The organism is Mycobacterium sp. BMJ-28 (assembly GCF_054404835.1).
Map to the genome: position 1 here is coordinate 6173735 of NZ_CM136783.1, position 21710 is coordinate 6195444.

19 protein-coding genes are annotated in these 21710 nt (G+C 69.2%); 10 read left to right on the top strand and 9 right to left on the bottom strand.

What is annotated here, in order from left to right; genetic code table 11:
• Positions 1-15: 15 nt before the first annotated feature.
• From ACXPWS_RS30500 to ACXPWS_RS30510, 3 genes are all read right to left on the bottom strand, one after another.
• Positions 16-1422: an aldehyde dehydrogenase family protein gene (locus ACXPWS_RS30500; RefSeq protein WP_458710223.1), complete on the bottom strand. Its 1407-nt coding sequence runs from the start codon at positions 1420-1422 to the stop codon at positions 16-18.
• Positions 1423-1503: 81 nt separating this feature from the next.
• On the bottom strand, positions 1504-2448 hold the full coding sequence (locus ACXPWS_RS30505; protein WP_458710224.1) for a class I SAM-dependent methyltransferase: 945 nt from the start codon (positions 2446-2448) through the stop codon (positions 1504-1506).
• Positions 2449-2541: 93 nt separating this feature from the next.
• Positions 2542-3177: a TetR/AcrR family transcriptional regulator gene (locus ACXPWS_RS30510; RefSeq protein ID WP_458713758.1), complete on the bottom strand. Its 636-nt coding sequence runs from the start codon at positions 3175-3177 to the stop codon at positions 2542-2544.
• Positions 3178-3336: 159 nt separating this feature from the next.
• On the opposite strand from ACXPWS_RS30510, the gene ACXPWS_RS30515 reads away from it, so the two are divergent.
• Together ACXPWS_RS30515 and ACXPWS_RS30520 are read left to right on the top strand one after the other, a co-directional pair.
• Complete coding sequence (locus tag ACXPWS_RS30515) at positions 3337-3903, top strand: TetR/AcrR family transcriptional regulator (RefSeq protein ID WP_458710225.1); 567 nt, start codon at positions 3337-3339, stop codon at positions 3901-3903.
• Between the two features lie 19 nt (positions 3904-3922).
• Positions 3923-6058 carry an FUSC family protein gene (locus tag ACXPWS_RS30520; protein ID WP_458710226.1) on the top strand — a complete coding sequence of 712 codons (2136 nt, stop codon included), beginning with the start codon at positions 3923-3925 and terminating at the stop codon, positions 6056-6058.
• Here ACXPWS_RS30520 and ACXPWS_RS30525 read toward each other — a convergent pair.
• On the bottom strand, positions 6045-7025 hold the full coding sequence (locus ACXPWS_RS30525; RefSeq protein ID WP_458710227.1) for a pirin family protein: 981 nt from the start codon (positions 7023-7025) through the stop codon (positions 6045-6047). The genes ACXPWS_RS30520 and ACXPWS_RS30525 overlap by 14 nt on opposite strands.
• A 45-nt stretch (positions 7026-7070) precedes the next feature.
• On the bottom strand, positions 7071-8756 hold the full coding sequence (gene ptsP, locus ACXPWS_RS30530; RefSeq protein ID WP_458710228.1) for a phosphoenolpyruvate--protein phosphotransferase: 1686 nt from the start codon (positions 8754-8756) through the stop codon (positions 7071-7073).
• Positions 8757-8890: 134 nt separating this feature from the next.
• On the opposite strand from ptsP, the gene ACXPWS_RS30535 reads away from it, so the two are divergent.
• The 8 genes from ACXPWS_RS30535 to ACXPWS_RS30570 all read left to right on the top strand — a co-directional run bounded on the left by ACXPWS_RS30535 (position 8891) and on the right by ACXPWS_RS30570 (position 17812).
• Positions 8891-9670: a DeoR/GlpR family DNA-binding transcription regulator gene (locus tag ACXPWS_RS30535; protein WP_458710229.1), complete on the top strand. Its 780-nt coding sequence runs from the start codon at positions 8891-8893 to the stop codon at positions 9668-9670.
• The gene (locus ACXPWS_RS30540) at positions 9667-10644 is read left to right on the top strand and encodes a 1-phosphofructokinase family hexose kinase (RefSeq protein ID WP_458710230.1); all 978 of its coding nucleotides are present in this window, start codon (positions 9667-9669) and stop codon (positions 10642-10644) included. The genes ACXPWS_RS30535 and ACXPWS_RS30540 overlap by 4 nt, the downstream gene beginning before the upstream one ends.
• 24 nt (positions 10645-10668) lie before the next feature.
• Positions 10669-12681 (top strand): PTS fructose transporter subunit IIABC, encoded by a 2013-nt coding sequence (locus ACXPWS_RS30545; protein ID WP_458710231.1) that lies wholly within the window; start codon positions 10669-10671, stop codon positions 12679-12681.
• A 31-nt stretch (positions 12682-12712) separates the two neighbouring features.
• Complete coding sequence (locus ACXPWS_RS30550; protein ID WP_458710232.1) at positions 12713-12970, top strand: HPr family phosphocarrier protein; 258 nt, start codon at positions 12713-12715, stop codon at positions 12968-12970.
• 190 nt (positions 12971-13160) lie between these two features.
• Positions 13161-14507 carry a type VII secretion-associated serine protease mycosin gene (gene mycP, locus ACXPWS_RS30555; RefSeq protein WP_458710233.1) on the top strand — a complete coding sequence of 449 codons (1347 nt, stop codon included), beginning with the start codon at positions 13161-13163 and terminating at the stop codon, positions 14505-14507.
• Positions 14504-15904, top strand: a complete 1401-nt coding sequence (gene eccE, locus ACXPWS_RS30560; protein WP_458710234.1) for a type VII secretion protein EccE — start codon at positions 14504-14506, stop codon at positions 15902-15904. Before mycP ends, eccE begins: the two co-directional genes overlap by 4 nt.
• A gap of 10 nt (positions 15905-15914) precedes the next feature.
• Positions 15915-17465, top strand: coding sequence for a PPE domain-containing protein (locus tag ACXPWS_RS30565; protein ID WP_458710235.1), 1551 nt, complete (start codon positions 15915-15917; stop codon positions 17463-17465).
• Between the two features lie 20 nt (positions 17466-17485).
• The gene (locus tag ACXPWS_RS30570; RefSeq protein WP_458713759.1) at positions 17486-17812 is read left to right on the top strand and encodes a YbaB/EbfC family nucleoid-associated protein; all 327 of its coding nucleotides are present in this window, start codon (positions 17486-17488) and stop codon (positions 17810-17812) included.
• Position 17813: 1 nt separating this feature from the next.
• Here the strand turns inward: ACXPWS_RS30570 and ACXPWS_RS30575 are convergent, their stop codons facing one another.
• The 4 genes from ACXPWS_RS30575 to ACXPWS_RS30590 are packed head-to-tail and all read right to left on the bottom strand — an operon-like array spanning position 17814 to position 21569.
• The gene (locus tag ACXPWS_RS30575; protein ID WP_458710236.1) at positions 17814-18848 is read right to left on the bottom strand and encodes an ABC transporter ATP-binding protein; all 1035 of its coding nucleotides are present in this window, start codon (positions 18846-18848) and stop codon (positions 17814-17816) included.
• Positions 18845-19606, bottom strand: coding sequence for an ABC transporter permease (locus ACXPWS_RS30580; protein ID WP_458710237.1), 762 nt, complete (start codon positions 19604-19606; stop codon positions 18845-18847). Before ACXPWS_RS30580 ends, ACXPWS_RS30575 begins: the two co-directional genes overlap by 4 nt.
• Positions 19603-20445 (bottom strand): ABC transporter permease, encoded by an 843-nt coding sequence (locus ACXPWS_RS30585; RefSeq protein WP_458710238.1) that lies wholly within the window; start codon positions 20443-20445, stop codon positions 19603-19605. Before ACXPWS_RS30585 ends, ACXPWS_RS30580 begins: the two co-directional genes overlap by 4 nt.
• Before the next feature lie 5 nt (positions 20446-20450).
• Positions 20451-21569 carry an ABC transporter substrate-binding protein gene (locus tag ACXPWS_RS30590; protein ID WP_458710239.1) on the bottom strand — a complete coding sequence of 373 codons (1119 nt, stop codon included), beginning with the start codon at positions 21567-21569 and terminating at the stop codon, positions 20451-20453.
• Positions 21570-21710 lie beyond the last annotated feature (141 nt).

Below are 21710 nucleotides of genomic sequence, written 5' to 3' on the forward strand. Positions count from 1 at the left end.
CCCCTTTTTCGTGCCTCAGAAGATCCTGCGGGCCAGTTTCCATGCCTTCTCGGTGTAGGGCGGATAGATCATCTTGGCCAGGTCGGGCCGGGTCGGCTTGGTCAGCACCGACTTGCGGTGGCTGAACTCCTCGAACCCGAAGCGCCCGTGATAGGCGCCGATGCCGGACGGCCCGACGCCGCCGAACGGCAGCCGGGTGGTGGCGAAGTGGAAGATCAGGTGGTTGACCACCATGCCGCCGGCCGGCACGTCGCGGATCACCCGTTCCCGGGTCGCCTTGGACTTGGTGAACAGGTAGGCCGCCAGCGGTTTGGGCCGCGCGTTGACGAAATCGATTGCCTCGTCCAGGTTCTGGACGGTGACGATGGGCAGGATGGGGCCGAAGATCTCGTCGGTCATCAGCGGCTCGTCGAGCGCCGGGTCGACGACGACCGTCGCGTCGATCTCCAGCGCGTCGGCGTCGGAACCCCCGCCGATCACCACATCACCGGTGGTGACCGCGACCGCCGACGCCAGCCGGTCGAAGTGGCGCCGGTTCACGATCCGCTTGCCACCGCCGGCCTCGGCCTCGAAGGCCGTCACCGCCTGCTTGATCCGGTCGACCAGTTGATCCTTGATGCTGGCGTCGGCCAACACATAGTCGGGGGCGATGCAGATCTGGCCGGAGTTGATCAGCTTGGTCCACGCGATCCGCTTGGCGGCCACCTCGATATCGGCGTCGGCGGCGACGATCACCGGGCTCTTGCCGCCCAGCTCGAGGGTGACCGGCGTCAGATGCGCTGCCGCACTTTGATACACCTTGCGGCCGATCTCGGTGCCGCCGGTGAAACACAGCTTGTCGAAGCCCTGCTCGATGAGTGCCTGACTGACCGCACCGTCGCCCTCGACGACGACCACGGCTTGCGGGTCCAGGTAGCGCGGCACCAACTCGGCCATCAGCGCCGACGACGCCGGTGCCAGCTCCGAAGGTTTGAGCACCACGGCGTTGCCCGCCGCGATCGCGCCCACCGCCGGGCCCAGCGTCAGGGCGAACGGGAAGTTCCACGCCCCGATCACCAACACCGTGCCGAACGGCTCGTATTCGATCCAGCCGCGGCCCGGCAACTGCGAGAACTCCAGCCTGCGGTGTTTGCGGCGGGTCCATTTGGCGACGTGCTTGGCGGCGTCGCCGGCCTCGGCGGCCACGCTGGCGACATCGGCCAACCATGCCTCGAACGGCTGGCGGCCGAGGTCCTCGTCGAGCGCGGCGGCGATGGCCGGCTCGTTGTCGATCACCAGTCTCTGCAGGGCCAGCAGCTGTTGTTGGCGCCAGCGCACATCGCGGGTTCGGCCGGTGGCGAAGGCCTTGCGGACATCGGCGACGATCGCCGGGATATCGGGTGCCGCCACCGGCGTCTCCGGCGTCGTATCAGTACTGGTCACGGGGCGGGCGTCCTTCCACCTAAGGGATGCCCCGAATACTAACCACTTGGTTGGGCGGTCAGAAGACCCCGCCGCGCCCGTTTACCGGCGAACCGCGGTGACGAAGTAGGAAAACGCGTCATCGCTGGGGGTGTCGGGACCGCTCGGCAGCGCCCAGCGGCCCAGTCGGCGCATCTCATCGGCCGATTTCACCGCCGAGCTGTCCCAGCCGTGCCCGGCCAGCCAGACCGCGACGTCGGCGCGGTCTGGGTCGTTGTACATCAACTCGGCCACATCGAGGGTGTCGGCCATGCCGAACTTCTCCCTGATGGCATCGAAACGCGCCTTCATCTCGGCGCGGCGCTCCTGGGCCTGGTTTGGGGCCGTCTCCGCGGCGATCCGGCTACCCGCCGCACTGAGCTCGGTGACCTGGGTGAACAGCCGGTCCTGAGCCTCGGCGGGCAGATACATCAGCAGCCCCTCGGCCAGCCAGGCCGTCGGTGCGGTGACATCGAACCCCGCACCGATCAGTGCCGCCGGCCAGTCATGGCGCAGGTCGACGGGCACCGCATGGCGCTGCGCCGACGGCTGCACGCCGTGGTCGGCCAGCACCTCGGCCTTGTACTCCAGGACCTTCGGCTGGTCGATCTCGAACACCGTGGTGCCGGCGGGCCAGTCCAGCCGGTACGCGCGGGAGTCCAGTCCCGACGCCAGGATCACCACCTGGCGCACCCCCCCACTCACCGCCCCCGAAAAGAATTCGTCGAAGAACTTCGTGCGGACGGCCTGGTAGCTGCCCATGTGGTCGAAGATCGCGGCCGCCTCGGCGTCGATCTCGGCGGCCTTGGCGACGAACTCCTTGTCGAGCATGAAGTTCCACACCCCGTCGCCGCCGGTGCCGTCCACCAGCATCCTGGCGTAGGGGTCGCGGATCAGCGGATCGTCACGATCGGTTTCGGCGGCGCGCGCCGCCGCCACCATCACGGCGGTGGTCCCGACGCTGGTGGCGATGTCCCAGCTGTCGTCGTGCGTGCGCAGTGAGCTCATGGGGCTTCCGTTCGGTCGAGCAGAGGTGGGCGATCGGTCCCCCGCCATGATACCGAACAAGTTAGATTAGCTATGTGCTGGCGCAGCCGGTAGTTACTCCGGCAACTCCCATAATTTGTTTGCCAGAAGTAGTTCGAACTTCTCCATGACGCGTTCCAGATCTTCGTATGAGCCGACGTATCCGGCGTAGAAGCCCATCCCCCACATCACCGCGACGAGCAGTTCGACGAGCGTCTCCACGTCGGCGTCGGTGGTTAGCTCACCAGTGTCGATCGCGTCTTGGACCGCCCAGGACACGAAGGCCCGGGAGCTGGTCAGCGAGTCGTGCGGCTCCTGGGCGAGTTCGGGATGGCGCTGAGACTCCAGCACCGACGTCACCAGGAAGGCCGCCACCGAACGATCCTTGCTGTCGGCCTGCATGACCACCGAGAAAAACGTCGACAACCTGGCCAGAAGCGTAGGCTGAGCCTTCGCCCGCTCGAACCCGGCCTCGACCACCATCGCGTTGGTCTGCTCGATCACCTCACGATAGAGAACGCGTTTGCTCTCGAAGTAGTGATTGATCGCGGGCCTGGTGAGATCCGAGCGAATGGCGATCGCCTGAAAGGTCGCCGCGTCGTAGCCGAGTTCGCTGAAGACCGCGCGGGCGGCCTGCAGGATTCGCTCGCGGGTATCTGCAGCTTTTGCTGCAGGCGGGCGGCCCGGTCCTCTGCTGGCTATATGCGGCACAGTCAAATTGTGCCACAGATTACCCACTTCACTACTACCATCGTCCCGCCGAGGTTATCTACAATCCACATTCAGCAAACGTTGGTGCCGGTAGCTCAGGACACTGCGACCGGGCATCTCGACGAAATCGGAGGGCAGCGCGAACTAAGGTGTCCAACCATGGCAGGCGTCGCGTCGAGGGATTCCTATTTCGAGGCCGGTATCGACATCCTGTCCGATCTCGGTTACGGCGGCCTCAAGCTCGCCGAGGTGTGCCAGCGGCTCGGTGTGACGACGGGTTCGTTCTACCACTACTTCACCAGCTGGTCGTCCTTCACGCGAGCGCTCGTCGGGCACTGGATGCAGGTGACGACCACGCAGATCATCGAAGCCGCGCGTGGTGAACGCGACCCCCGGCGCAGAATCGACAACCTGGTCGCGCAGGCGCTCGCCCTGCCGCACGGCGCCGAGGCCGCAATCCGGGTGTGGAGCTCGATCGATCCGGCCGTGGGTGAGGTTCAGGCGGCCGTCGACCAGCAGCGTTTCGACATCATGAAGGAATCGGCACTGGAGATCCTGGCGCACGAACGTCAGGCCCACGTGTTCGCGATCGCCGCGGTGTACCTGCTCACCGGCTACGAACAAACCTCGCTGCCCCGCGATTTCGACAACCTGCGCTGGCTGTCGGACAAACTGCTCGATGGGCTGGACTCAGGCATGTTCGGCAGCATCCCCGACCGCCCGTGACCGTCTAACATCCTCGGGCATGCTCACCCCGGCCGCGCTGTGGCAGCGGGTGCATGCCCGTGACCCCGAGTACGACGCGATGCGCCGGGCGGTCCGCGCCGGGCTGATGTTGCCGGTGGTCGCCGCGGCCGGGTTCAGCTTCGGCGGCGTGCAGACACCGCTGTTCGCCATCCTCGGTGCGGTCGCCCTGCTGATCCTGGCGGACTTCCCCGGTAACCGGCCCGCCCGCGCGCTGGCCTACGCCGGCCTCGGTGTCAACGGGGCCATCCTGATCACCCTGGGCACCGTGGTGGCGCCGGTGCCATGGCTGGCCGTGACGGTGATGTTCGTGGTCGCCGTGGCGGTGATGTTCGCCGGCGTGCTCAGCGAGATCGTGGCGGCGGGCCAGCGCTCGACCCTGCTCACCTTCGTCCCGGCGTTGTGCCTGCCCCCGGGCCCCATCCCGGACCGGCTGCTTGGCTGGGTGATCGCGCTCGCATTGTGCGTGCCGGCCGCGCTGTTCCTGTTCCCGCCGCGCCACCACAACGAATTGCGGCTCTACGCGGCGCGGGTCTGCGCCACGCTGGCCGACCGGCTGGATCGAGACGCCTCCGCTGACGACGTGACAGAAGCGATGGACAAGCTGCGCACCATTTTTCTGGGCGCCGACTTCCGCCCCGTCGGGCTCACCGCGGGCAGCCGCGCACTGGTCCGGGTGATCGACGACCTGCAATGGCTGTCCGACCTGGTCAAGGGATCCTCCGGTGTCCTGCTCGCCGAACTGCGCGAACCGATCGTGGCGGTACTGCGCGAATCCGCCGCCGTGCTGGAGACCGGCGGGCCGGAACGCGAAACGCACCGCGCCGCACTGGCGCATGCGCTGGCCATGCAGCGGCTCATCGCGCAGAGCCGCTACCGCGAGGACATTCTGGAGATCCTCGGCGAACCCGATGACGCGGCCGCCGTACTGATCGGCCGGAAGTTGTTGACGCGCAGGACCATATCGGCATGCGTGTCGGCGACCGGCCGGGTGATCGGACTGGCGGCCGATGCCGACGCCCGGCCGGTCTGGGCCCGCGTGCTGGGCCGGCGACTACCGGATTCCGGGGCGGCCGCCCGGGTACTTTCGGAATCCGAGGCCATCGCCGTCATTCCGTCCGGGTTCGTCGCCACCCGGGCGGTGGTGGTACGCAACAGCGTTCGCACCGGACTGGGCCTGGCGCTGGCGGTCGGGGTGACGCACCTGTTCCCGTTGCAGAACGGGCTGTGGGTGGTGCTGGGCGCAATGTCGGTGCTGCGCAGCAGCGCACTGACCACCGGCACCCGGGTGGTACGCGCGGTCACCGGGACGGTGATCGGGTTCGGCCTCGGCGCGGCCTTCATCGCCCTGATGGGGGTGGATCCGTTGGTCATGTGGCTGACATTGCCGGTGGTGGCGTTCGGATCGGCGTTCGTCCCGGAAGTGGCGTCCTTCATCGCCGGCCAGGCCGCATTCACCATGATGGTGGTGATCATCTTCAATCTGATCCACCCGATCGGCTGGCGGGTCGGACTGATCCGGGTCGAGGACGTGATCATCGGCGCCCTGGTCGGCGTGGTGGTGTCGCTGCTGTTGTGGCCGCGCGGCGCAGCCCCGGCGGTGGCCAGGTCCCTGGATGCCGCGCGCCAAGCGGGCGTCGCCTACATGAGAGCCGCGGTGTTGAGGGTGACACGAGGCGCCTCCGAGGAGGCCGACGACCGGATCAGCACCCTCGGATTCGCCGCGCTCTCCGCCGGACGCACCGTGGATGACACAGTGCGCCACTATCTTTCGGAGAGCGGCGGCTTGACCGACCAGCGAGCTCCGGTGATCCGGTCGGCCAACCGCGCCACCCGGCTGCGTGGGGCCGCCGAGCTGATCGCGGACGTGGTGCCCCCTCCGCTGCAGGCCTACCCGGACGTCCGCACGGTGCTCGAATCCCACTGCGACGCACTCTGCGAACGGTTCCGCGGCGTCGAGTCGGTGACGTTCGGGGCGCCGATCAGTGATGACTTCGTGCGGGCGCTGCGGGCCGGAGCCGGTGACGGCGAGCTGGCGGTGTCCGCGGCGCTGCCGCTGGTCGCCGTGGCCGCCAATCTGGGTGAGCTGGAGCTGCTCTACCCCGAACCCGCAGCCCGGCCCGTCACTCGTCCCTGACCGCCCGGTAGGGCATCAGCGCGTCGGGCGGCACGGTGCCGAACCGGCCCGCATTGAAGTCCTCCAGCGCCTCGATCACCTCGGACTTGGAGTTCATCACGAACGGCCCGTAGTGGAAGACCGGCTCGCGAATCGGCTTGCCGCCCAACAGCAAAACCTCCATGGCCGGGCGATTCGAATCCTGGGTACCGTCCGCGGCCACCGTGATCCGGTCGCCCGGCCCGAGCACGGTCAGCTGACCCTGCTGGATCGGATGGTTCACCGGCCCCACCGTGCCGCGACCGGACAGCACATAGACCAAGGCGTTGAAGCCCCGGTCCCAGGGCAGATCCAGCCGGGCGCCGGGCGCAATGGTGGCGTGTGCCAACGTGATCGGGGTGTGCGTGCCACCAGGGCCGGCCTGACCGTCGACCTCACCGGCGATGACACGCAGCAGCGCGCCGCCGTCGGCCGAAGACAACAGCTTGACCTCGCGACCCTCGATGGCCTGGTATTTCGGCGTGGCGAACTTGTCCGCGCGGGGCAGATTCACCCACAGCTGGATGCCGTGGAAGACACCGCCACTCTCGACGAGTTCGGCCGGCGGCGTCTCGATGTGCAGGATGCCCGAGCCGGCGGTCATCCACTGGGTCGCACCGTCGGTGATCAACCCACCCCCGCCGTGCGAATCCTGGTGGGCGAAGCGACCGTCGATCATGTAGGTCACGGTCTCGAAGCCGCGGTGCGGGTGCCAGTCGGTGCCCCGGGGTTCGCCGGGCTGGTATTCGATCTCGCCCATCTGATCCATGTGGATGAACGGATCGAGGTCGGCGGCGCTCACCCCGGCGAACGCGCGCACGACGGGGAAGCCCTCACCCTCGAACCCGCGGGGGCCGGTGGTGACGGAGCGCACCGGGCGCTCGGTATCGGTCGGACTGGGCCCCGCGATCCGGGGCAAGGTCAGCGTATCGGCTGTGATGGCAGGCATGTTTCAATTAACCGGACTGTAGTCCGATTCATTCCCCGGGACGGTCTAACCCAGTACGGCCAGTGCCGCCGCGCGGGCTTGCGCGGCGCTGGCGGTGCCCAGCACCGCATCGGCGGCCGCCCGGCACTGCTGCAGCGTCACCTGCCCCAGCTTGGCGCCCACCCCCTGCACGGCGGCCGCCGCCGCCGACAGCGATGTCACGCCGAAGCCGGCGAGCACACACGCCAGCAGCGGGTCGGCCGCGGCTTCCCCGCAGACACCGACCGGCTTACCCGCGGCGGCACCGGCTTTCACCGTCATCGCCACCAGCGCAAGCACCGCCGGTTGCCACGGGTCGGTGAGCGTGGCCAGGTCGGCCGACATCCGGTCGGCGGCCATCGTGTACTGCGCCAGGTCGTTGGTGCCGATCGACAGGAAGTCGACATGCTCCAGGATCCGGTCGGCCAGCAGCGCCGCGGCGGGGATCTCGATCATCACTCCCGGCGTCAGGCCGTGTGCGCGGGCCTTGTCGGCGAAGCTCTTCGCCTCCTCGGCGGTGGCGATCATCGGCGCCATCACCCAGGGCGGGTTGCCGGTCCGCTGCGCCGCGGCGGCGACGGCCGCCAGCTGGCGCTCCAGCAGTCCGGGGTTGCCGGTGGCGATGCGGATGCCGCGCACGCCGAGCGCGGGGTTGGCCTCGTCGGGATGCCCGGCGAATTTCAGCGGCTTGTCCGATCCGGCATCCAGCGTCCGGACCACGACCTTGTGGCCGGCGAAGGCCTCGAGCACCTCGGCGTAGATGGCCGCCTGCTCGTCCACGGTCGGCTCGGAATCGGTGTTGAGAAAGCACATCTCGGTGCGGAACAGCCCGACACCCTCGGCGGGTGTCTGCCGGGCCGCACGCGCGGCGGCGCCGTCCTGGACGTTGGCCAGCACGGCGACGGCGTGGCCGTCCGCGGTGGCGCCGGGACCGGACCAGTTGGCGGCGGTCGCGGCGGCGCGCTGCGCCTGGGCCACTTCGGCACGGGCGGTGGCTTCGTCCGGCGAGACCGTGATGGTGCCGCGGGTCCCGTCGACGAGGACCAGCACTCCGGCGGGCACATCGTCGAGGCCGGGGATCGCGACGATGCAGGGGATGCCGAGCTGGCGGGCGATGATGGCGGTATGGCTGGTGGGCCCGCCCAGCGTGGTGGCCAGCGCCAACACCAGGGACGGATCCAGGCCGGCGGTGTCGGCCGGCGCGAGGTCTTCGGCGAGCAGGATCGACGGCACGTCGGGTTGCGGTACCCCCGGCTCGGGCAGGCCCACCAGTTCGGCGATCACCCGGTCCCCGATATCTCGCAGATCGGTGACCCGCTCGGCCATCATCCCGCCGATCTGGGTGAACATCCCGACGAACTGGTCGACGGCCGCCGCCACCGCACGTACCGCGGGGATGCCCTCGGCGATGCGTTTCTCGGCCGCGGCCAGCCACGCTCGGTCCTGCGCCAGCCCGGCTGTGGTGGCGAGCACCTCGGCGGCCGCACCGGTCGCGCGCCCCGCCCGATCCCGTAATCGGTCGGCCACGGCGGCCGCCGCGGCGCTGAAGCGGGCGGCCTCGGCCGGACGCTCGTCGTCGCCCAGCGCATCGGCCCCGAGGTCGATCACGGGTTTACGGCCGGGACGGATCACCGGGGCGTACGCGACGCCGGGTACTACCGGGACACCGGTCAGGACTCTCACACCGGTGTCCGTCACAGATGAAGAACTCATGTGAGCCAGGTTACAAGAAATCGTTGACAAGTCAACACAAACAAGCGTAAAACAACACATACCAACATTTGCCCACCGAGTCGCACCCGGATAACCCACCCGAACGCAGACCTCGAGCTACCGAGACCGGAGCCATGTACGCCGAAGAACGTCAGCAGGCGATCGCCACCCTGGTGATCCGGCAGGGCCGCGCGTCCGTGGCCGAGCTGGCGCAGGCCTACGACGTCACCACCGAGACCGTCCGGCGCGACCTGGCCGCCCTGGACAAGGCCGGTCTGGTGCGGCGGGTGCACGGGGGTGCGGTGCCGGCACGGTCGCTGCACCTCGTCGAGCAGGACGTCACCGAGCGCGACACCACCAGGGCCGACCACAAGGACGCGATCGCCACGGCCGCCGCCGAGTTCTTTCCACTGTCCGGATCGAGCGTGCTGCTCGACGCCGGCACCACCACCAGCCGGATCGCCGCGGCCATCCCGACCGATCGCGCGCTGGTGGTGGTCACCAACTCGATACCGGTCGCCGCCCGGCTGTCGGCCGTCCCGTCGGTCACGCTGCAACTGCTCGGCGGGCGGGTCCGCGGCCTCACCCAGGCCGCGGTGGGTGAGCCCGCCCTGCACGTGCTGGACAACCTGCGGGTGGACATCGCGTTCATCGGCACCAACGGCATCAGCGCCCGGCACGGGCTGTCCACCCCGGACCCCGACGAGGCCGCGGTCAAACGTGCAATGGTCCGCAGCGCCAATTATGTTGTGGTGGCTGCAGATTCGTCCAAGATCGGACGTGAAGAGCTGGTCAGTTTTGCCCCCCTGGCCAGCGTCGACGCGCTGGTCACCGATACCGAGATCGCCGAAGCCGACCGCGCCGAACTGGCCGGCCTCGGCATCGAGATCGTCCTCGCAGGAGACCCGCCGTGATCGTCACCGTCACTCCCAATCCGAGCATCGACCGCACGGTCACGCTCTCCACTCCGCTCACCCGCGGCGCGGTACACCGGGTCGGGTCGGTCACCGATGAACCCGGCGGCAAGGGTGTCAACGTGGCCCGCGCCCTCGGCCTGGCCGGCGTGGCTGCCATCGCCGTACTGCCGGCCTCCGACGCCGATCCCATGCTCACCGCGCTGCGGGCCGCGGGCGTGCCGTTCCGCAACGTGCCGATCACCGGCGCGGTGCGAACCAACCTCGCCATCACCGAAAATGACGGCACCACAACCAAACTCAACGAGCCCGGCGCGCTCGTCGAGGCCGGTGCGCTGCAGCAGCTGACCCACACCGTCCTGCAAGCCGCCCAGGAGGCCAGCTGGGTGGTGCTGTCGGGCTCGCTTCCCCCGGGCATTCCGACCCACTGGTACGCCGACGTGGTGGCGGCGTTGTCCGGGTACGGCTGCCGGGTCGCCGTGGACACCTCCGACGCACCGCTGGCCGCACTCGCCGAAGGTTTCGGCACCGCCGCGCCCGACGTGATAAAGCCGAACGCCGAGGAGCTCGCCGGCCTCACCGGATACTCCGGCGAGGAACTGGAAAATGCTGTGGCCCAAGGCGACACCGGCCCGGTAGTGGCCGCCGCCCGCCAGCTCGTCGACCGCGGCGCGGCCGCCATCCTGGTCACCCTGGGCGCATCGGGAGCCGTGCTGGTCGACGGGAACGGCAGCTGGCTGGCCACCCCGCCACCGACCACCCCGCGCAGCACGGTCGGCGCAGGGGATTCCGCACTGGCCGGCTATGTGCGGGCCGCACTCGCCGATGCGCCGCCGGCCCAGCGGTTGCAGATGGCCGTCGCCTACGGCAGTGCCGCGGCCGCGCTGCCCGGCTCCGCACTGCCCACGCCGTCGCAGCTGAACCTGGACGCCGTCGCAGTGAAGACGCTCTCACCATCCATCGCCGGATCCTGAACCCCACCACAAGAAGGTCACCTCATGTCATCCACCGATACCGGAACCCCGGTCATCACCACCGATCTGGTTCTGTTGGACACCGACGCCGGCACCAGCAACCAGTCCGTGATCAGCCGGATCGCCGCGCTGCTGGCCGGCGCCGGGCGCACCAGCGATGTCGACGGCCTGGTCACCGCCGCCATGGCCCGTGAGGGTCAGTCGGCCACCGGCCTGCCCGGCGGGATCGCCATCCCGCATTGCCGCTCGGCCTTCGTCGACACCCCCACCATCGGGTTCGCCCGGCTTTCCCCCGCGGTCGACTTCGGCGCCCCCGACGGGCCCTCCGACCTGGTCTTCCTCATCGCCGCACCGGACTCCGGCGGCGCCGAGCATCTCAAACTGCTCTCCAGCCTGGCCCGGGCGCTGGTCCGCAAGGAGTTCGTGGAATCCCTGCGGGCGGCGAAGACGGCGGGTGACCTGGTGGCCCTCGTCGACGGCGTGGTGAACCCGGCCCCCGCCGGCAGTCCCGCCGCCGCCTCCGTTCCGCCCGTACCCGCCAAGTCCACCTCCATCGTCGCGGTCACCGCGTGCCCCACCGGTATCGCGCACACCTATATGGCCGCCGACGCCCTCAAATTAGCCGCCGAGCGGGCCGATATCACGCTCGCCGTCGAGACCCAGGGCTCCTCGGGTGGCACCGCGCTGTCGGCCGCCACCATCGCGGCAGCCGACGCCGTCATCTTCGCCACCGATGTCGGGGTCAAGGACAAGTCGCGCTTCGCCGGGAAACCCGTCATCGCATCGGGTGTGAAACGGGCCATCAACGAACCCGACAAGATGATCGCCGAAGCCGTCTCGGCGGCAACCGATCCCAACGCCGCACGGGTCGCCGGCACCGCGGCCGACGCCGCCGCCGGTTCGTCGACCGGCGGTCTGGGCTGGGGTACCCGGTTGCGCCAGATCCTGCTCACCGGCGTGAGTTACATGATCCCGTTCGTGGCCGCCGGCGGTCTGCTGATCGCGCTGGGCTTCCTGTTCGCCGGCTACGACATCGCGAACGCCCCCGACGGGGCGAAGGGGTTGTCCTTCGGGATGAACTCGCTGGGCGCGCACATCGCGACCGAGAACTCGTTGGCCAGCCTGCCGGCCGGCGGGTTCGCCCAGTATCTCGGCGCGGTGTTGTTCACCCTCGGCGGCCTGGCCTTCATGTTCCTGGTTCCCGCGCTGGCCGGCTACATCAGCTTCGCCATCGCCGACCGGCCCGGTATCGCACCCGGATTCACCGCAGGGGCGGTCGCGGTGTTCGTCGGCGGCGGTTTCATCGGCGGCATCGTCGGCGGCCTGATCGCCGGGTTCGCGGCACTGTGGATCAGCAAGATCAATGTGCCGCAGGTGTTCCGGGGTCTGATGCCGGTGGTCATCATCCCGCTGTTCGCCTCGCTGATCGTCGGCCTGCTGATGTTCATGCTGCTCGGCCGGCCGCTGGCCGCGATCACCTCCGGACTGACCAACTGGCTCAACGGCTTGACCGGCGCGTCGGTCATCCTGCTCGGGGTGATCCTCGGCCTGATGATGTGCTTCGACCTGGGCGGGCCGGTCAACAAGGCCGCCTACGCCTTCGCCACCGCGGGCCTCAACGTCACCGATGTCGCATCGTTGCGCATCATGGCCGCGGTGATGGCCGCCGGTATGGTGCCCCCGCTGGCCATGGCGCTGGCCACCCGCCTGCGGCCCGGGCTGTTCAGCGAGCCGGAACGGGAGAACGGCAATGCCGCATGGTTCCTCGGCGCCGCGTTCATCAGCGAGGGCGCCATTCCCTTCGCTGCCGCCGATCCGCTGCGGGTCATCCCGTCGATGATGGCCGGCGGCGCCGTCACCGGAGCACTCATCATGGCCTTCGACGTCACCCTGAAGGCACCGCACGGCGGCATCTTCGTGTTCTTCGCGATCGGCCACCTGGTGTGGTTCCTGGTCGCGCTGGCCGCCGGAACCGCCATCGCCGCAGTGGCCGTCGTGGTCGCCAAACAGTTCGCCAAGACCCCCGTTTCCGCCTGATCGACCCGCACCCACCAGAAGGAGAACAGTTATGCCCAGCAAGACCGTCACCGTCGGATCCGCCATCGGCCTGCATGCCCGGCCCGCCGCGATCATCGCCGAGGCCGTCGTCAACGCCGGCGTCCCGGTCACCCTCGCCGTCGACGGGGGTGAGCCGGTGGACGCGGGCTCGGCCCTGATGATCATGACCCTCGGCGCTGGCAACGGCGCGCAGGTGACCGTGAGCTCCGACGATGCGGCGGCACTGGCATCCGTGGCGGACCTGGTCGCCCAGGATCTCGACGCCTGACGCGCCCTCACGGCATGCCAAGAAAGCGCTGCTGACCCCTTCTTCGCCCCCGTAATATTGCTCTGACGCCGCCCGCGGGACTCGTCTGGCAGGCTGACGTTGCGCGAACACGCCGCCTACACGGGGCCTTCGCTTTGCTGCGGTTGTGCCTGCACATCCGCATCCGGGGATCGCAAGGGGGAGTGGGAACGTGCGACGTATCGCCGCGCTGCTGGCCGCCTGCGCGCTGCTGGTGGGCACCGCTCCGCCGGCCGGCGCCGTGGAGCCGCCGATGATCGACCCGGCTGCGGTGCCACCCGACGAGACCGGGCCCGATCAGCCCACCGAGCAGCGGCGCGTGTGCTCGGCGCCGATCACCTTCCCGAACCCGAACTTCACCGACAAGCCGTGGGCGAACGAGTATCTGCGGATCGCCGACGCCCAGAAGTTCGCCACCGGGGCGGGTATCACGGTGGCCGTCATCGACACCGGGGTCAACGGTTCACCGCGGGTGCCCGCCGAACCGGGCGGTGACTTCGTCGACAAGGCCGGCAACGGGATGTCCGACTGCGATTCGCACGGCACCCTGACGGCCTCGATCATCGCCGGCAGGGGCGCTCCCACCGACGGATTCGTCGGCATCGCACCCGATGCCCGCATCCTGTCGCTGCGCCAGACCTCGGACAACTTCCAGCCGGTCGGCTCCCGGACCGACCCCAACGATCCGAACAGCACCCAGACGGCGGGCTCGCTGCGCAGCCTGGCCCGGTCCATCGTGCACGCGGCCAATCTGGGCGCGCAGGTGATCAACATCAGCGAGGCGGCCTGCTACAAGGTCACCCGGCCGATCAACGAATCCGGTGTGGGCGCGGCCATCAACTACGCCGTCAACATTAAGGGCGCGGTGATCGTGGTCGCCGCGGGCAACACCGGCCAGGATTGCTCCCAGAACCCGCCCCCGGAAGCCGACCAGCCCGACGACCCGCGCGGCTGGAAACAAGTCCAGACCATCGTGTCGCCCGCCTGGTACTCGCCGCTGGTGCTCACCGTCGGCGGCATCGGCGAGACCGGACAACCCAGCAGCTTCTCGGTGTCCGGTCCGTGGCTGGATGCCGCGGCACCGGCGGAGAACATCACCGCGCTCGGTTATGACGGCAATCCGGTCAACGCGCTGGCCGGCGCGGACGGGCCCATCCCGATCGCCGGCACCTCCTTTGCGGCCGCCTATGTGTCCGGGTTGGCGGCCCTGTTGCGGCAGCGGTTCCCCGACCTCACCCCGGCGCAGATCATGAACCGGATCACCGCGACCGCCCGGCATCCCGGTGGTGGGGTGGACAACTATGTCGGCGCGGGCGTCATCGACCCGGTCGCGGCGCTCACCTGGGACGTCCCGGCCGGCCCCAACGCGGTGCCCTACCGGGTCAAGCAGCTGCCGCCGCCGGTCTACATCGCCCCGCCGGACCGCAGACCCATCACCATCGTGGTGCTGACCGGCACCGCGGTGGCGCTGATCCTCGGGATCGGCGCCCTGGCCCGCCGAGCGCTGAGGCGCCGATGAAGGAGTTCTTCGGCCAGTTCGGATTCCGGTTCAGCACCGGCCACCTGGTGTGGGCGGCGGTGCTGATACCGGCCGTCGTCGTGGTGTCGATCCCGATGAACCTGTTGTGGCTCGGGATCACCCTCGGCGCACTGATGTCGATCGCGACCACTCTCACCCTCCGCGGCCGTCGCCTCACCGGATGGATCGCCGCGTTGTTCTCCTGGCGCCGGCGGCACACCGTGGCGCCGCCGGCACCGTCGGAACCCGATGTCGGGGCGACGGTGCTACCCGGCGACCACGTCGCGGTGCGGTGGGAGGGCGACGAACTGATCGCGACCATCGAACTGGTGCCCCGGGCTTTCACGCCGACCGTGCTGGTCGCAGGGCAGGCCTTCACCGACGATGTGGTGGACACCAGGCTGGTCGAACAACTCGTCGCGGCGCACTGTCCCGAATTGGAGGCCGATGTCGTGTCGGCGGGCTACCGGGTGGGCAAGAGCGCACCCGCCAGTCTGGTGGCGCTCTACGAGCAGGTGGTGGGCCCCTACCCCGCGCCGGCGAACCGGCGAACCTGGATTGTGTTGCGCGCCGACCCCGAGCTCACCCGCAGACCCGCCCAACGCCGCGAGTCCGGGGTCGCCGGACTGGCCCGCTACCTGGTGGCCTCCACCACCCGGATCGCCGATCAGCTGGCCGGCCACGGAATCGATGCCCGGTGCGGGCGCAGCTTCGATGATTTCGACCGCGCCACCGAGATCAGCTTCGAGCGCGAATCCTGGTCATCGATCAAGGGCCGCAGCACCTTCACCGCGGCATACGTGGCACCGGGCGGCCCGAACACATGGTGGTCGGCCCGCGCCGATCACACCATCACCCGGGTGCGGATCCGGCCGGGCGCCGCACCCACCACCACGGTGCTGCTCACCACGCTGGCCAATCCGAGCACCCCACGCGGCTTCTCCTGCCTGTTCGGTGGTCAGCGGGCCGCGCTGCTGGGCAAGAGCCCGGTCTCCGACCGGCACTATGAACTGCCGATCGGATCCGCCGGCGTCCTGGTGGGCGAGACCGCGGACCGCTACCCGGTGTACATGCCGTTCGACGACGTGGACGTCAGCATCAATCTGGGTGACGCCCGGTTGTTCACCCAGTTCGTGATCCGCAGCGCCGCCGCCGGCGGCGTGGTGACACTGGGCCCACAGTTCCGCGAATTCGCCGGCTTCATCAACGCCCGGATCGGGAAGGAGGCCAAGGTCACCTGGCCGACTGCCACCACCTACCTCGGCCCGCATCCCGGTGTCGGGCGAGTGGTGCTGCGCAGCAACTTCATCGGCACCCCGCGGCACCGGCAGTTGCCCATCCGGCTGATCAATCCCCGTGAGGAGAGCCGGTACCAGATGGCCCTGGAGGGCGCATGAAGGCGACGGCATGACAGCCGAAGCGAGGGTCGTCACCTCCGAACTGCGAGGTCTGGCGGGCGCCCTGCGCGGCGTCTTCTGGTACCAGCCCGACGTCGCGGCCGAGCCGCCGGATCAGCTGCCGCTGGCCATCGCGGCCGCCGCGAACCTGAACGCGAATGCCGCTGCGCTGCAGCAGTATCAGAAGATCGCCGAGGCGGAGGGGCAGCGGCTCGGTGAGATGCTGGATTCCGCCGCCACCGCGTACGACGAAGTCGACGAACGGTACAAGGACGCCCTCGACGATCCGCAGCGGCACGCGATGGTCGAGGCCATCACCGTGCGCCCACCGTCGACTCCGCTGCCGCCGTTACCGGATACGCCGCCCGTGCCCCAGTCGCTGGACGCCAGCGGATACAGCGATATCGAACAGACCCATGCGCTGCTGCTCAGCGGCAGCGAGGCCGCGTTGCGGGTGGCTGCGGTGCAATGGGGCCTGGCCGCCGACAGTGCCGAGGGTGGCCGGCCGCAGCAGGACACCAACAACTGGGAAGGCGACGCCGCCGATGCCGCCCACCAGCGGCTCAACGATTACGGCCAGTGGTGCACCGACCTCGGTGCGGCCTGGCGCAGGCTGGCCGAAGCGGCCGAGAAGGTCGCCCGAGCGCATCAGACTGCCGTGACCGAGCACACCGTGGTCTACGCCAAGTACCAGGCCGCCAAGCAGATACTCGCGGACTTGCTCGCCAAGGGGGCGCAAGCGCAGGCGCAGGCGATTCAGGCCGAGATGGTGAAGCTGCAGCAGAAGTCCGACGAGGTGCGGCAGGACTACGCCGGGCACGCGACGTTCGATCAGGTGAAGGTCCGCGACCCGGAATTCGCGTCACGCGGTGGGGGTGGCACCACATCGAGTGGCTCCGGCGGTGGCGGCGGCAATCCGGGCGGCGGCGGTGGCGGGCAACCGGCCGGGGCGCCCCAACCGCTGTCCACCCCCGCCGCCCCGCAGGGCTCGGATCCGACGTCGGGCGGCCAGTCGCCGTCCGGATTGGGCGGCGGCGCACCGGCTTCCGGGGGCAGCCCGGCCGGCAAGGGTGGCGGCACCCCGTCGGCCGGTGGCGGATCCCCGGCCGAGGGCGGGCAGAGCGCAGGTGGGTTGCCGAGCGGTGGGTTACCCGGGGGCATGCCCGACCTGGGGCTCGACGATCCGGGTGTCAGCCCGGCGTCGACGGGCAGCGCCGGCGGTACCGGTGGCGGCGGCTCCGGTGGCGGTGCCGGCGCCGGTGGTGGGCGGGGGATGCCGTTGCAGCCCAGCGTCGGCGCCGAAACCGTGGCACCCGCCCCCGGCGGCGCGCGCGGCGGTGGAACCGGCGGGATTCCGGCGTCGGCCATGGGTGCCGGGATGGGCGGCATGGGCGGCGGGATGGGCGGCATGGGGCACGGCGGCGCCCAGCAGGGCAAGGAGAAGAAGCGCGATCCCAATCTCGCTCCCGACGAGGAGCTCTACACCGAGGACCGGCCGTGGACCGAGCCCGTGATCGGTGCGCGCCGGCGCCGCGATACCCCGGACAAGGAGAGCAAGTGAGCCTGCAACCGCCCGACGATATGCACCCGCAGGTGGCCGCGGTGCTTCGCCAGGCCGGCCGGCTGCAGGATCTGATGGACGGTCAGCTGCAGAAGATGGCGAACGAATCATTCACGGCCGCAGATGGATCCGATACCGTCGAGGTCACCCTCAATGGTCACCACCATCTGGTTGACGTCCATCTGGCCGACGGCGTGCTGCGGCTCGGTGCCGACACGGTGTCGCACCGGCTCAACGAGGCCTTGCACAACGCCACCGAGGTGGCCAGCGAGTCCATTGCGGTGGACCAGGATCGGCTCAACGAGGCCATCGCCGAGATCACCGGGGAACCGCCGGCCCAAGCCTGAACTAGACCACCAGTACCCCGGCCGACTCGATTCCGACCCGGACCCGCTCCCCCACTGCGAACGACGGCCCGCCGCCGACCTGCGCGTAGAGCGGTGGCCCGTCCGCAGCATCATCGAAGGTGACGAAAACCCTTGAGAGCGCGCCGAGGAAGGACACCGACTGCACCGTCGCCGGGCCCGCCGGGTCCACGGCGAGCCGCACCGCCTCCGGCCGCACCAGAGCCGTTCCTGGGCCGGCGACCGAACCCGGCAGTGCCGGTACGCTTCGGTCCCACAATCGCACCTGCCCATCGGCCACCTGCGCGGGAATGCGGTTGCTCAGGCCGACGAACTCGGCGACGAACCGGGTGGCCGGCGCGGTGTACAGCTCGGCCGGCGCGGCCAGCTGCTCCAGTCGCCCCGCATTAATCACGCCGACCCGGTCGGCGACGGCGAGGGCCTCCTCCTGATCGTGGGTGACGAACAGTGTGGTGATGCCGACTTCCTGTTGCACCCGGCGGATCTCGTCGCGCAGCTGGGTACGCACCTTGGCGTCCAGCGCCGACAGCGGCTCGTCGAGCAACAGCATCCTGGGCCGGACCGCAAGGGCCCGCGCCAGGGCCACCCGCTGCTGCTGACCACCGGAGAGCTCCGTGGCATACCGACCGGACTGCGTCGAAAGCCCTACCAGTTCGAGCGACTCCATGGCACGGATCTCCCTGTCCCGTTTGGCCACCCCGCGCATCTTCATCCCGAAAGCCACGTTGTCCCGCACCGTCAGATGCGGAAACAGGCTGTACGCCTGGAACACCATGCCCATATCGCGCCTGTTGGCCGGAACACGGCTGATATCGTGGCCGTCCACCCACACGGTGCCCGCGCTCGCCTCGTCGAGGCCGGCCAGGATCCGCAGCGCGGTGGTTTTCCCGCACCCGGACGGCCCGAGCAGCGCGACGAGCTCACCGGGCTCCATGCGCAAGGTGAGCCCGTCCAGCGCCCGCACCTGCCCGTAGTGGCGGGTCAGCTCACGTAGTTCCACCGCAACACCGGCCGTCATCTTCGGCGCCCCCTTCTGGTCACCAGCGAAAGCATCAGCAGCAGAACGAATCCGAACATCAGGGTGGCCAGCGAGGCAGCCACCGATGTCGGTCCGTCGGCCTTGCCGATCGTCACGATCTGCACCGGTAGCGTCATGTAGCCCGAAAGCGACGCCACCGTGTATTCACCGAGCACCACGGCAATCGAGATGAACGCCGCCGCGACGATGCCCGACCACACATTGGGCACGATGACCCGCAGGATGGTGGTGGTCCAGCCGGCACCCAGTGACCGGGCCGCCTCGGCGAGCGTCGTCAGGTCGATCGCGGCCAGCGCCGCATCCAGTGCGCGGTATGCGAACGGCAGCACCAGCACGATATAGACGAACGTCAGCGTCAACGCGGATTCGCCCAGCAGGTAGGTCACCCACAGGTACACGTTGCGCAGACCCACGACGACCACCAGCGCGGGAATCGTCAAAGGCAGCAGGCACAGGAAGCCGATCGGTGCACTGGCCCACGGGGTGCGTAACCGCACCCAGATCATCGTCGGCACCAACAGCGCGAGCATGGCCGCCACCGTCAGCACCGCCAGCAGCAGCGAGGTGAGGATCGCGGTGACCAGTTCGTCGTCGGTGACCAGGCTGCGCCATGCTTGCAGCGTGCGTGCGCCACCGCCGGGGTCTCTGGTGGAGAAATCCGCCATCGCGTACAGCGGGATGAGGAAGAACAGCGCGAACAGTGTCCAGAGTCCGCCGCGCACAAGCCTGTTGGTCATCGCAGCCACCTCGCGGTGCGACGTACCAGGGCGTTGTAGGCCACCATCACCACCGCGACGACGACGATCATCTCCAGCGCCAGAGCGTAGGCGAATCCGGATTGGCCCAGCACGATCTCACTGGTCAGGGCCGCCCGGATCAGCAGCGGCACGATGGGGCTGCCCTGGCTGACCAGCGCGGCGGCGGTGGCATAGGCGGCAAACGCGTTGGCGAACAACAACAGCGCCGATCCGAGAAAGGCCGGGGTGAGCAGCGGGATGCCCACCTCCCGCCAGTACTGCCACGGGCCGGCGCCGAGGCTGACGGCGGCCTCCCGCCATTGCACGCGCAACCCTTCCAGCGCGGGCAGGAACACGATGACCATCAACGGGATCTGGAAATAGCAGTACACCAGGATCAATCCGGGCACCCCGTAAAGCCAGCCCGACCCTGCCAGATCCCAGCCGAACATCTGCTGCGCCCAGACCGTCAGCACGCCGTTCAGACCGATGGTGGCCAGGAATGCGAAAGCCAGTGCCACACCGCCGAACTGGGCCAGCACGCTGCACAGCGACAAGACCGCCCTGCGCAGCAGCGAATTCTGCGCGCTGCCGACGATCAGCCAGGCCAGCACCGCCCCGAGGACAGCGCCGATCAGCGCGGTGCTGGCGGACAACACCAGGCTGCGGCCCAACGCCGCCAGCGGCGCCTCGGTGAACAGCGTCGCGATCCGGGCCAGCGAGAAGCGGCCGTCCACGACCACGGCATTCACCAGGACCGTCACCGTCGGGATGATCAGGAACACGCCCACCACCGCCAGGAAGGGCAGCAACGGGAGCGCCTCGCGGACGCGGCGCATGTCGATCAGCCGACCGCCTTGGCCCAGTTGGCTTTCAGATACTCGGTGGCCTTCTTGTTCTGGTCCACGGAGACGAAGGTGGCCGCGCCGTCGACCGGCGGCAGGGTGCCGTAGACGGCCCGATCGATGCTGCCCTTGGTGACCATCGAGTCCGCCCGCACCGGCCGGGCACCGCCGGCCAGGTAGAGGTTCTGCCCTTGGTCGCTGTACAGGAATTCCTGCCACAGGCGGGCCGCCGCCGGATGCGGAGCGTCGGAGTTGATGGCCTGGAAGTAGTACCCGGCCACGGCCGCGTTGTGCGGGATGATCACCTTCCAGGAGGGCATCTTCTTGGACTGCGCGACGTTCAGGTAATCCCAATCGATCACCACCGGCGTCTGTCCGGCGGCGATGGTCGCCGGGGTGGGATCGACGGGCAGGAAGTTACCCGCCTGGTTCAGCTTGCCGAAGAACTCGACGCCGGGGGCGATGTCGTCCGGTGAACCGCCCTGCGAGACGGACACCATCATCACCCCGGAGAACGCGGCGCCGGCCTGCGTCGGGTCTCCGTTGAGTGCCACCTTGCCCTTGAGCTCCGGCTTGAGCAGGTCGTCCACACCGGCGATCACACCCACCTTGGCGGAGTCGTATCCGATGGACATGTATCCGCCATAGTCGTTGACCCACTGCCCGTTCGGGTCCTTGAAGTCATCCGAGATCTCGGCGAAGTGCTCGACCTTGTACGGCGCGAACACCCCGGTGTTGGCCAGGGCCACCGACTGCCCCAGGTCGAACACGTCGGGCGCGGTGCTGCGGCCCTTCTGTTGCTGGGCGGCATTGATCTCTTCCTGGCTGTTGGCGCCCGGCTGCGCGGAGTTCACCTTGATGCCGTACTTGGCGGTGAACGCGTCGATGATGGCGCCGTAGTTGGCCCAGTCCGGCGGTAGCGCGATGACGTTGAGTTCGCCTTCCTTCTTGGCGGCCTCGATCAAGCCGTCCATGCCACCGAAATCGGCCGCCGACGTCGCGCTGCTCGCCTTGTTACCGCCGTGCTCGTCCTTGTTCTCCGGCGGCGCGCAGGAGGCGACCAGCGCGACGGTCAGGAACGTGGCGGCCGTGGTCGCCAGGAGACCAGATTTCTTCATGCGCGAACCCTCCGTGGAACAGACTTCCGGTCGGTGACGTGACGATGACAGCACCTGCTCGCCGCGATGAAGCCGCGATGAACGCACACCGACCCTACCGGCGCTTTCGCGGCCGCGACGGGCCTTCACCGAATGTCCGGA